Origin of the sequence: Gulosibacter chungangensis, assembly GCF_008831155.1 — a bacterium.
Classification (GTDB): Bacteria; Actinomycetota; Actinomycetes; order Actinomycetales; family Microbacteriaceae; genus Gulosibacter; species Gulosibacter chungangensis.
This window is the reverse complement of record NZ_WBKB01000007.1, coordinates 129,675-141,493: the sequence shown is the minus strand read 5'-3', so window position 1 is coordinate 141,493 and position 11,819 is coordinate 129,675. Positions and strand designations below refer to the sequence as shown.

Genomic DNA, 11,819 nt, shown 5'->3' with positions numbered 1-11,819 from the left:
GAGGCCCGCTGCGAGACGGAACTCGGCGGGCCTCAACGAGACGGTTTACTAGACGAGATCGTTCCACCAGTTGGGCATCGAGGTGAGGATCGACTCGAGCAGCGTGTGCTCACTGACCTGATTGCCGAGGACCCACACCTCCAACGCGCCGACGAGGGCGTAGGCGACGAACTTCGCTGCGATCTCGCGATTGAGCTCCTCGGGGAAGGACGGTTGCCGATCAATGATCTGCCGGATCGATACTGCGAAGTGGTCCGCGAGGACGTTCTGCGAGAGACCGTCGCTCGCATGCTCAAAGGAGCGGCGATAGATTGGCTCAAACTTGCGGATATGAGCCACAACCCCGGCCATGCCGGTACGCAAGAGTTCAAGCCGTGGCTTTGTACGGTCGGCGCGACGCTCAATATCAAGATAACGAAGCACATCCAATTCGCGAGAGAGCGCCTTCATGAGGACCTCTTGCGGGGAGGAATAGTGATCGTAGAACGTTGCTCGGTTGATGCCAGCGCGCTGCGTGATCGCCGCGACATTGAGTGGCTTGCCCTCATCGGCCATTGCCAGCTCGAGCGCCGCGGCTTGGAGCGCTTCTCTGGTGCGCAGTACGCGGGGGTCAGTCATTCGAACCTCGTTTCTCGGTAACTCCCCAAACTTATCTCGAGTCCAGGCGAATTATCCGAGGAGGGCCTCGAGTGGCGTGCGAGCGAAGAAGATCACAAAGCCTGCGGCCACCACCCACATCAGCCAGTGCACCTGTCGTACCCGACCTGCCAGCGCATGAATAATGACCCAGGCGACAAAACCGATGCCAATGCCGTTGGCGATGGAGTAGGTCAAGGGCATAGAAATGATGGTGAGGAAGGCCGGAATCGCGACGGCAAGATCATTCCATCGAATGTCGGAGACCTGCGCCATCATCAGTGCACCAACGACTACGAGTGCGGCCGAACCCACCTCCATGGGAACGACCACGGCAAGCGGGGTGAAGAACATTGCCACGATGAAGAGCAAACCCGTGACCACTGAGGCAAGTCCGGTGCGAGCCCCTTCGCCGATGCCCGAAGCGGAGTCCACATAGATGGTATTTGACGAAGTTGAGGTTGCACCGCCGACAACCGCGCCCAGACCCTCAATAATGAATGCCTGGCGGATGCGCGGGAAGGTGCCATCCTCGTTCGCGAGCCCGGCGTTGCGGGCGAGCCCCGTCATGGCGCCAATGGCGTCAAAGAAGTTCATGAATACCAGTGTGAGTAGCAGCATGAGGGCCGCGACCGGTCCGATTCGTTCGAAGGACCCGAAGAGGTCAAACTGTCCGATTAGCCCGAGATCGGGAATCGAGACGATCTGGTCGGGGAGGGATGGGACGGTGAGTCCCCAGCCGCTGGGGTTGTCTTCGCCGGCGGCACCGATCCGCCAGATTGCTTCTGCAATGAGTGCGATGACGGTGCCCACGGCAATACCGATGAGGATCGCTCCCGGCACTTTTCGCACGAGCAAGATAGCCATGAGCAACAGGGTGATTACGAAGATCACAGTTGGAATGGTGGTGATCGAACCCGCAAGGCCCAATTGGACGGGCGTTCCCTGCGCTTGTGTTACAAATCCTGAATTCACCAGGCCCACGAACGCGATGAACATACCGATACCGACGGTGATCGCAGATTTCAGGGCCGGTGGTACCGCGTGGAAGATTGCAGTTCGTGCCCCGGTGGCACCGAGAATCACGATGATTACGCCGTTCAGGAGCACGAGGCCCATGGCTTCGGGCCACGTAATCTGGTGCACCATCGATACGGCCAGGAACGAGTTGATGCCGAGTCCAGCCGAGAGCGCGAAAGGCAAGTTCGCGACGAGGCCGAAGAGGATAGTCAGTAGGCCCGAGGCGAGCGCCGTGGCAGAGGCGACCTGCACCGCATCCAGATAATTCCCGTCGACATCGGGGGAGGAGGCCCCGGCGAGGATTATCGGGTTGAGAACGAGGATGTACGAGATGGTGATGAATGTGACCACACCACCGCGGATCTCGCGGTTGATGTTCGACTTCCGGTCGCCGAGCTGGAAAAGTCGCTCCAGCAAAGCGGGTGACGCCGGTTTGGGCGCTTGCGTTTGCTCAGTTTGATTGCTCACGGCGCAATGCTACTTGGATTCTGGGTGGCGGCATTTTGCGCCGCTCCCGTATGCGGCCCTTCGAGGTGTATTTACCTCGCAGGCCGCTCAGCCGGAGTCCCGCAAAAAACCGCGGGGTCTTTCGAAACCGAAAGACCCCGCGGCAAAGTGGTGCGCTGGCTACTTGCTGAAGCCCTCGCGGACCTGCTTCAGCTGCTCGTGGAGCTGCGCCGGAACCTTCTCGCCGATCTCGGCGAAGTAGTTCTCGGTGTCATCGAGCTCAGCGAGCCAGCCTTCGGCCGGTACATCGAAGATTGCCTCAAGCGTGGCCTGGTCGATGTCGAGCCCTTCGACGTCAATGTCTTCGACCTTTGGCAGGTTACCGATCGGCTGCTGGATGGCGTCGAGCTTCCCGTCCACACGCTGGGTCGCCCATTCGATCGCGCGAATGTTCTCGCCAAAGCCTGGCCACAGGAAGGAACCGTCTTCACCGCGGCGGAACCAGTTCACCTGGAAGATAGCGGGTGCCTTGTCACCAAGCTTCTCACCCATCTCCAGCCAGTGACCCCAGTAGTCGGCCATGTGGTAACCGGTGAAGGGCTGCATCGCGAAGGGGTCGCGACGAAGTTCGCCAATCTTGCCCTCTGCCGCGGCGGTGCGCTCGGAGCCGAGCGTCGCGCCGAGGAAGCAACCGTGTTCCCAGTTCTTCGACTGGTAGACGAGGGGCACATTGGTGCGGCGGCGGCCACCGAAGAGGATGATGTCCACGGGCACGCCATCTGCTGCCTGCCAGTCGTCAGAGATGGTTGGGCACTGCTCGGCGCGCACGGTGAAGCGTGCGTTCGGGTGAGCTGCCGGGGTTTCTGAGTCGGGCGTCCAATCATTGCCCTGCCAGTCGATGAGGTGTGCGGGTGCCTCATCGGTCATGCCCTCCCACCACACGTCGCCGTCATCGGTGAGTGCCACGTTCGTGAAGATCGTGTTTTTGGTGATGGTTTCCATCGCGACCGGGTTCGTGGAGTAGCCAGTTCCGGGGGCGACGCCGAAGAACCCAAACTCGGGGTTGATCGCGTAGAGGCGCCCGTCATCGCCGGGACGCATCCAAGCGATGTCATCGCCGAGCGTTTCGACCTGCCAGCCGTCGAGCTTCGGGCGCATCATCGCCAGGTTCGTCTTACCGGTTGCCGAGGGGAAAGCGCCGGTGATCGTGAACTTCTTACCCTCAGGGTTGGTGGCCTGGATGAGCAGCATGTGCTCGGCCATCCAGCCTTCGTCGCGCGCCATTGCCGAAGCGATGCGCAGTGCGAAGCACTTCTTGCCGAGAAGGGCGTTCCCGCCGTAACCGGAACCGTAAGAGATGATTTCGCGGTCCTCGGGAAAGTGCGTGATGTACTTATCGTCGTTGCAAGGCCAAGCAACATCCGGACGCTCGTTGCCCTCGGCATCTACCAGCGGGTAGCCAACGGTGTGAAGGGCCTTGACCCACTGAGCACCGGGCTTAATGTACTGGAGCGTGGCGTTACCCGAACGGGTCATGAGCGCCATCGAAAGTACGACGTAGGGCGAGTCAGTGATCTCGATGCCGTACTGAGTGATCTTGCCGCCGAGCGGGCCCATGGCGAAGGGCACCACGTACATAGTGCGGCCCCGCATAGAACCCTCAAGCAGGGGCTGCAGTTCGGCACGCATAGCGTCGGGCGCGCGCCAGTGGTTCGTGGGGCCGGCGTCCTCTTCCCGCTGTGAGCAGATGAAGGTACGCGACTCGACACGCGCGACATCCGCGGCGTCGGAGCGGGCGAGGAAAGAGTTGGGGCGCTTTTCGGGGTTGAGACGAATGAGCGTGCCAGCCTCGACCATCTCTTCCGCGAGACGGTTATATTCCTCGTCACTACCGTCACACCAGACCACTCGAGCGGGCTGGGTCAGCTCTGCGGTGTTCACCACCCAAGCATTGACTTCCGCATTTTCGGACAACTGTGGGATGTCAGTAGCGTTCACGGGCGAGGGTGAGGTCATTGCGCAGCTGCTTTCACGTCTTCGGTATGGATGGAGCTATCAGCCCTGGAACCTTTAACACATGGAAAAAGGTTCGGTGAATTGTTTGTTGCCTCCACAGTATTCCATGAGTAATGCGGTCATATGTCATGTTCGGACAACATCACTGCCGAGTAGGAGTGTCCGGGAGGCGGGATTTTGATAGCCGCCAAGCGAGACCTCACGAGTAACTTTTGCTTCAACTGCACACTCGTCAGGCAGAAACCGCGAGTGCTGAAGCTTCCCGGGAACAAACTTCCGGGGAAAACCCCCAGAAGCGCTCCGGTCAGCAGCGTCGTTTCGAGGCTCCCGGCCGCGTAGCTTGAAAGCATGAAAACCAAAGCACTTCAAATCACAGCGGCGATTCCGCAGCTGGTGCTCTACGGCGTCCTCTGTATACCGATGTTCACTCTGTTCATCGGCGCCGTGGCCACCGGTATCGGGCTCCTGTTCGCTTTCTTGCTCGGGGTCGTGGTGTTTGCGGTGCTCGGGCTGACCATGTACCTCCTCGCTCGCTTCGAAGAGGCGCGCGCCGGATGGACCTTCGATCTCAACATCCCGCACCACGAATTTCGCACGTCACCCCGCACCGACGGCTGGAAGTTCCTCCACACCCTCGCGCTGCAGTGGGCCGACTCGCGAACCTGGATCGGCATTTTGCACGGCTCGCTTGTATCACTGCTCGGTCTGATCACCGTGTTCTGCCTTCATTGGGTAGCCACCGGCATCGCCTGGCTCTTCGCCCCGCTGCAAGGCAGTACCTATCTATTGGGTAATTTCTGGCTTGGTGAGCAGCCGAGCTGGGTGGCGCTCTTGCTCGGTGTGGGACTTATCCTCTTCGGCAGCGCCCTGATCGTGGGGCTCGCAATCGCCCATCGAGCACTGTCTAAGCAGCTGCTCGTCCCGAGCCGCGAAGCAGAACTTCGCACTGAGGCCCGCACGCAGTCGCAGCACCGCCAACAGGCGATTTCGGCCGCCGATATCGAACGCGCGCGCATCGAACGCGACCTGCACGACGGCGTCCAACCCCGGCTCGTTGCGGTGGGGATGACCCTCGGTATGGCACGTCGCAAGCTCGACACGGATCCCGAACGCGTGGGCGAACTCATCGACGAAGCACGGGAATCAACGATGACCGCGGTGGCGGAACTACGTCAGCTTGTGCGTGGCTTCCAGCCAGCCGTCCTGCAAGATCGCGGCTTGGATGCGGCCCTCTCGGCCTTGATCGGACGCAGTGTGATTCCGGTGGACATTCAAGTGAACCTGCCGAACCGCTATAGCGACCGCTCGGAGGCAACCATGTACTTTGCCGTGGCAGAGGCCCTCGCGAATGCCGCGAAGCATGCGAATGCCACGAAGATCGTGGCGCGCATCCACGAAGAAAATGGCTACTTGTTCGCACACATTGAGGACAATGGCCGCGGTGGTGCACACCGCAGTCCCGGCGGTGGGATCGACGGTGTTATCAATCGCGTGACCGCAGTCGGCGGCAGCTACAACTTCTCCAGCCCCGAGGGCGGACCGACCGTAATTGAGGTGAGCGTGCCATGCGCATTGTGATCTGTGAAGACAACGCCCTACTGCGAGCGGGCCTCGGCCGCCTCGTGAGCGATGAAGGCCACGAGGTAGTCGCATCCCTCCCCGACGCAGTCGAATTGCAGACCAAGGTTGCTGAGACAGGGCCTGACCTCGTGCTCCTCGATGTGCGCCTACCACCCACATTTACCGATGAGGGGGTGCGCGCGGCGATGGCCTTGCGTGATGAGAATCCGGGGCTCCCGATCCTCGTGCTCTCGCAGTACGTGGAAGAGCGCTATGCGACCGAGCTCATCGCCCGCAGCAAGGGCGCACTCGGATACCTGCTCAAGGATCGCGTGGCTGACGTCGCCGAGTTCCTCGACTCGATCGAGCAGGTCGCCGAAGGTGGCACGGTCCTTGACCCCGAGGTAGTGGGCCAGCTGCTCGGGCGTCGCTCACGCGACTCGCAATTGGATGCTTTGACCGAGCGAGAGCGCACCGTACTTGGGCTCATGGCCGAGGGTAAATCCAACGCGGCCATCGCATCCCAGCTCTATATCTCTGAGGGCTCCGTCGAAAAACACATCTCGCAGGTATTCCAAAAGCTTGGACTCGGTGCTGAGACCGGCGGAAACCGTCGGGTGCTGGCGGTCCTCGCATATCTCGGTGTCGAGATCGACGAATCAGGAGGCGCGCGATGAACGCGACCGAACAATACGACACGCTGCCCTACGAACCTCTCGGCCAAGAAGGCGAGAACCCCGGCGGGAACATGCCGACGCCACCGGCAGAGCCGAGCCACTCCGATGGTGAAGCGCCGAAACCGGAGCGACGGCACGCGTGGGTTGGGATCCTTGCAACCGTGGTGGGCTCCATCTTGCTCATCAGTCTCTTCGGCTGGACGGTCGTTACCGGAATCTGGCAGGGCTCGATCAAATCGGTGGATGCACAGACCTCTGTGGCAGCGGCCGAAAGCCTTCGCGTGGATGTCAGTTACGGCAACGTCGAAATCAACTTCAGCGATGCGACCGAGGAAGCTAACCTCGAGGTCACCGGGTTTTCTCGCGGTGGGGAAGTGCCCATGACGCTGACGAATACCGGCTCCGAAGTTGTACTTCAAGCTCGCAACGATGGTTCCTGGTTCAACGGTGGGCCCAACTGGTGGCAGGATCGCGAGCTCGAGGGCGTGCTGACCCTGCCCTCCGAACTTGAAGGAAATATCGATGTGAATATTGAGCTCGGTGTCGGTGAGGTGACCATCAACGGCGAGCTGCGCGATATTCACGCTGAAGTCGGCACGGGCATCCTGTACGTCAACAACACCTTCAATACTGGCGAATTCTCGTCCGGAGTCGGCAGCATCGTGCTCAGCGAGGGCGGTGGTAACGCCACGATTGATGCCGGTACGGGAGACGTCTTGGCCACCGGCGCCTTCGAGTCGCTCACCGCCGAAGTCGGTATCGGTAGCTTTACCTTCGAGGGCAATGTGACCGACCGGGCTGACTTCACCTTTGATATGGGCGACGGACACATTCACTTCGTGGAATCGATGCCGCGGGAGACTCGCATTGAAACGAATATCGGGAATGTTGAGCTCGATATTCCGCAGGTACCGATTGCACTCGATGCGCCGCTGAATGTTGTTGCTGCGGCAGAGGATGCCGGATATCAGGTCGACGGGGGAGCGGATGCCCCACAGGTACTGATTTTGGTTGATATGAGGAACGTGACCTTCTACTAAAACGCTTGCTGGACAAACCCAGACCAAGACCCGACGTGTCAGAATGAGTGCTTATCATTCGCACGTCGGGTCTTGGCGTGCTGGGAGGAACTACATGTCTGCCGCCAAGGGCAAATCTGGCGCGGGGCGCCCCGCCGCATCGAGTCACGCTGCGCTCGAAGAGGCGGCCTGTGAACTCGCCTTTGAACAAGGTTGGGACAAGGTTTCCGCCAGCGATATTGCGCAGCGCGCCGGCGTGAGCCGTTCCTCTTTCTTTAACTACTTCGCTTCCAAGGCCGATGTGCTGTGGCGCAATGTCGATGTGGCGCTGGAATCGGCAACGAGTCTGCGCGAATTCGTGTCGCGGCTGGAAGAGATCGGTCCGCCGACCGCGCTCACCTATATCGACACGATGGGCGCGCGGGATGCGGCAGAGGAGTCTTCGGTCTCGCGTGCGGCCCGGTTGGCCGCGCTGCTTCGGCGCGGGCCGTCACTTGCTCCTCTCGCCACGGGCGCCGAGAATGACACCGAGACGGGCACCAGCGCCGAGATCGGCAGCGACGCCAAGGCCGCAGTAGCTGCAGATGCCCAGAACCTGTCGGCGTCGATCCAGCGCATCCGCGCATCCGCCCTCGCCTCGGGCACCCTCACCGCAATTCTCGAGTGGGCCGCGGCCGGGATCGGCCGCCCACCGCTCACCGCCTACCTCGAAGCTGCCCTCGGCAGGGACTGGTAGCACCCGGCGCTGGCTTGTGCGCCGGCCCCAGTGTGGCCTGTCGGAAAAGTGCATGGGATGCGGGCTGCTGCGGCGTGTCGTCGCGTGTCGCCTCCGTGCGTGCACTTTTTTGACACGGATCGAGGTCGTGGGCTGCGCCACCCATCCTGCCGCGCGGCTGTTCGCTGTCAGCCTCGCGGACGCGGCAGCGGGAGGTTTCAAGGTTCGTGGAACGGCGGTAGCATTGAGGCATTGACGATGATCCGCCATCAACGGGGAGTCTTCGGAAGAACGGCACGCGCAAGCGCGCCCAGTAGAACCGAACGGGGTCGCCCGTCACAGCGAACAACGAGTGGTGATCCTCGCGGGTTGCAATCGGGGTGGTACCGCGCGAAAGCGTCCCTGAACCAGACAACGAGCCGTAAATCTCCAGGAGATCACCACATGTCCTATCCGAAGTCCGCCTTCGGCCCCGGGGCCGATGCCGTACCGGCCAGCCCCTCGTTCCCGAACCTCGAAGAGCACGTGCTCGAGTTTTGGCGAAAGGACAACACCTTCCAGGAGTCGATTGACCAGCGCGAAGGTGCCGAAGAGTGGGTCTTCTACGACGGCCCGCCATTCGCGAACGGCCTGCCGCACTACGGTCACCTGCTCACGGGTTATGCGAAGGATGTCTTCCCTCGCTTCAACACCATGCGCGGCAAACAAGTCAAGCGCGTCTTCGGTTGGGACACCCACGGTCTGCCCGCCGAACTTGAAGCTATGAAGCAACTCGGGATCTCTACGAAAGAAGAGATCGAAGACATGGGCATCGGCAATTTCAACGCCGCCGCCAAGGAGTCGGTGCTTCGCTACACGCAGGAATGGCGCGATTACGTCGAGCGTCAGGGCCGCTGGGTTGACTTCGAAAACGGCTATCAAACTCTCGACATCAACTACATGGAGTCGGTGATCTGGGCGTTCAAGACGCTCTATGATCAGGGCCTTGCCTATGAGGGCTTCCGAGTGCTGCCCTACTGCTGGAACGATGAGACCCCGCTGTCGAATCACGAATTGCGCATGGACGATGACGTCTATCAGATGCGCCAAGACAACACTGCCACGGTCACCTTCCCACTCACCGGTGAGAAGGCGGATGCCCTGGGGCTTACCGGTGTGCGCACCCTCGCCTGGACGACCACCCCGTGGACCCTCCCGACGAACCTCGCGCTCGCGGTTGGGCCGGCGGTGGCCTATGCGGTTGTTGCTGCGGGCCCGAAGGGTGCTGCAGACGGTGGCGTAGCGGGCGAGACGAAGTATCTTCTCGCGGTTGCTCGCCTTGGCGAATATGCCAAGGATCTTGGCTACGAATCCGCCGAGGCAGCTACCGAAGCGATCGAGCGGACCTTCTCCGGACACGAGCTTGAGGGCGTCCGATACGAACCGCTGTGGGATTTCTACACCGACACCGAGGCCTTCGGCACCGAAAACGCCTGGCAGATCCTCGTCGCTGACTACGTCACGACCACCGATGGTACCGGTGTCGTCCACCAGGCCCCGGCCTATGGTGAAGACGACAAGATCGTTGGGGACGCCGCGGGCATCCCAACCATCCTCTCGGTGGATGCGGGTGGTCGCTTCCTCGACGCCATCGAGCCGGTCGCTGGTATGCAGGTGTTTGAAGCGAACCGGCCACTCATCCAACTGCTGAAGGCAGATGGGCGCCTGCTGCAGCAGAAGTCCTATGAGCACTCCTATCCTCACTGCTGGCGATGCAAAGAACCGCTCATCTATAAGGCGGTCTCGAGCTGGTTTGTGAAGGTCGTTGACTATCGGGACGAGATGATCGAGCTCAATGAGCAGATCGAGTGGGTGCCCGAGAACGTGAAGTACGGGCAGTTCGGTAAATGGCTTGAGGGCGCTCGCGACTGGTCGATTTCGCGCAACCGTTACTGGGGTAGCCCGATCCCGGTGTGGAAGAGCGATGACCCCAACTACCCGCGCGTGGATGTCTACGGTTCGATCGAGGAACTCGAGCGCGACTTCGGGGTGAAGGTCACGGACCTCCACCGTCCGTTCATTGATGAGCTCACCCGCCCTAACCCTGACGACCCGACGGGGAAGTCCACGATGCGCCGCATTGAAGACGTCCTCGACGTGTGGTTTGACTCCGGCTCGATGCCCTTCGCGCAGGTGCATTACCCCTTCGAGAACCGCGACTGGTTCGACTCGCATTCGCCGGCTGACTTCATCGTCGAGTACATTGGTCAGACTCGCGGTTGGTTCTATGTGATGCACGCGCTGTCGACCCCGCTATTTCACCGGCCCGCCTATAAGCGGGTGGTTTCGCACGGCATCGTGCTCGGCTCCGACGGGCGCAAGATGTCGAAATCGCTGCGCAACTACCCGGATGTGAACGAGGTCTTCGATCGCGACGGTTCGGATGCGATGCGCTGGTTCCTGCTGTCGAGCTCAGTGCTGCGCGGCGGTAACCTCATCGTGACCGAAGAAGGAATTCGCGAATCCACGCGCCAGTTCCTGCTGCCGCTGTGGTCGACCTATTACTTCTTTACGACCTACGCCAATACCGCGAATGGTCCGGAAAATTCCGGCTATCAGGCGCAGTTCCGCACCGACTCGAAGAACCTCCTCGACCGCTATATTCTCGCGAAACTGCGGGAGACCGTGGTGGCTGTCACGAGCGATCTCGAGGCACTGGATGCATCCAACGCCACCGCGCGGCTGCGCGACTTTGCCGACGTGCTCACCAACTGGTACGTACGTCGCTCGCGGGACCGCTTCTGGGTGGGTACGACGGATGCGCAGGGCGAAGCTTCCGAGGCCGGCCGGGAAGCCTTCGACACGCTGTACACCGTGCTGGAGACGGTCTGCCGCTTGGCCGCACCCCTGGCACCGTTTACCACCGAGACGGTGTGGCGGGGCTTGACGGGCGAGCGCTCGGTGCACCTGGCCGACTTCCCGGATGCTGCCGACTATCCGGCCGATGAGTCCCTCGTGGCATCGATGGACACGGTGCGCGACATTGTCTCGGCCGGTCAGAGCCTGCGCAAACAGCACCACCTGCGGGTGCGCCTGCCACTAGGCAAGCTCACGGTGCTCGTGAACGGTGCCGCGGAGCTGAAGGATTTCGCATCGATCATCGGCGACGAGCTGAATGTGCGCGAGGTGCTGCTGCAGGAGCGTACCGAGGAAGCCGCCTCGAAGTACGGGGTTGCGCGCGTGCTGCGCGTCAACGCCCGTGCCGCGGGCCCCCGTATCGGCAAGCAGGTACAGCAGGCGATCAAGGCCTCGAAGACCGGTGATTGGTCGGAGATCGACGGCCAGGTCGTCGCAGGCGGCATCGCGCTGGAACCGGGAGAGTACGAAGTCGATCTGCAGGTCAGCGGTGAGCAGGGCAGTGATGTGCTCGGACTGCTGTCGAACGGCGGCATCCTCGTGCTCGACACGGAGGTCACCGCGGTGCTTGCAGCTGAAGGTGCGGCTCGCGACGCAATTCGCGCCGTGCAGGATGCACGCAAGGCCGCCGGTCTCGAGGTGAGCGACCGCATCCACCTGGCATTGGCAACTGATGAGGCATCGCTTGCGGCGCTGCAGTCGCAGTCCGAACTGATCGCGAACGAGACGCTCGCGACGGAAATCTCGATCACCGACGGACTCGCCCCCGAAGCGGATCGCGCGTCGATCCCGCACAGCTACGGGGCACTCGAAATCAAGCTCGAAAAGGCATAG

At 61.4% G+C, this 11,819-nt stretch carries 8 protein-coding genes; 5 read left to right on the top strand and 3 right to left on the bottom strand.

What is annotated here, in order from left to right:
- Nucleotides 1–48 precede the first annotated feature (48 nt).
- The 3 genes from F8O05_RS11555 to F8O05_RS11545 form a co-directional block, all read right to left on the bottom strand.
- On the bottom strand, nt 49–618 hold the full coding sequence (locus tag F8O05_RS11555; protein WP_158052899.1) for a TetR/AcrR family transcriptional regulator: 570 nt from the start codon (nt 616–618) through the stop codon (nt 49–51).
- Nucleotides 619–669: 51 nt separating this feature from the next.
- Complete coding sequence (locus tag F8O05_RS11550; RefSeq protein ID WP_158052898.1) at nt 670–2,124, bottom strand: NCS2 family permease; 1,455 nt, start codon at nt 2,122–2,124, stop codon at nt 670–672.
- A gap of 159 nt (nt 2,125–2,283) precedes the next feature.
- Nucleotides 2,284–4,119, bottom strand: a complete 1,836-nt coding sequence (locus F8O05_RS11545; protein ID WP_158052897.1) for a phosphoenolpyruvate carboxykinase (GTP) — start codon at nt 4,117–4,119, stop codon at nt 2,284–2,286.
- Nucleotides 4,120–4,467: 348 nt separating this feature from the next.
- On the opposite strand from F8O05_RS11545, the gene F8O05_RS11540 reads away from it, so the two are divergent.
- The 5 genes from F8O05_RS11540 (at nt 4,468) to ileS (ending at nt 11,819) form a co-directional block, all read left to right on the top strand.
- Entirely contained in the window at nt 4,468–5,697 is a 1,230-nt protein-coding gene (locus tag F8O05_RS11540) for a sensor histidine kinase (protein ID WP_158052896.1), read from the top strand.
- Nucleotides 5,685–6,356: a response regulator gene (locus F8O05_RS11535; RefSeq protein ID WP_158052895.1), complete on the top strand. Its 672-nt coding sequence runs from the start codon at nt 5,685–5,687 to the stop codon at nt 6,354–6,356. Before F8O05_RS11540 ends, F8O05_RS11535 begins: the two co-directional genes overlap by 13 nt.
- Nucleotides 6,353–7,396, top strand: coding sequence for a DUF4097 family beta strand repeat-containing protein (locus F8O05_RS11530; RefSeq protein ID WP_158052894.1), 1,044 nt, complete (start codon nt 6,353–6,355; stop codon nt 7,394–7,396). The genes F8O05_RS11535 and F8O05_RS11530 overlap by 4 nt, the downstream gene beginning before the upstream one ends.
- 94 nt (nt 7,397–7,490) lie before the next feature.
- Nucleotides 7,491–8,111, top strand: a complete 621-nt coding sequence (locus F8O05_RS11525; RefSeq protein WP_158052893.1) for a TetR/AcrR family transcriptional regulator — start codon at nt 7,491–7,493, stop codon at nt 8,109–8,111.
- Between the two features lie 423 nt (nt 8,112–8,534).
- Entirely contained in the window at nt 8,535–11,819 is a 3,285-nt protein-coding gene (ileS, locus tag F8O05_RS11520) for an isoleucine--tRNA ligase (protein WP_158052892.1), read from the top strand.

Coding starts and splice junctions, on each gene's coding strand:
- F8O05_RS11555 (WP_158052899.1), bottom strand. CDS start 618: ATGACTGACCCCCGCGTACTGCGCACCAGAGAAGCGCTCCAAGCCGCG.
- F8O05_RS11545 (WP_158052897.1), bottom strand. CDS start 4,119: ATGACCTCACCCTCGCCCGTGAACGCTACTGACATCCCACAGTTGTCC.
- F8O05_RS11540 (WP_158052896.1), top strand. CDS start 4,468: ATGAAAACCAAAGCACTTCAAATCACAGCGGCGATTCCGCAGCTGGTG.
- F8O05_RS11535 (WP_158052895.1), top strand. CDS start 5,685: ATGCGCATTGTGATCTGTGAAGACAACGCCCTACTGCGAGCGGGCCTC.
- F8O05_RS11530 (WP_158052894.1), top strand. CDS start 6,353: ATGAACGCGACCGAACAATACGACACGCTGCCCTACGAACCTCTCGGC.
- F8O05_RS11525 (WP_158052893.1), top strand. CDS start 7,491: ATGTCTGCCGCCAAGGGCAAATCTGGCGCGGGGCGCCCCGCCGCATCG.
- ileS (WP_158052892.1), top strand. CDS start 8,535: ATGTCCTATCCGAAGTCCGCCTTCGGCCCCGGGGCCGATGCCGTACCG.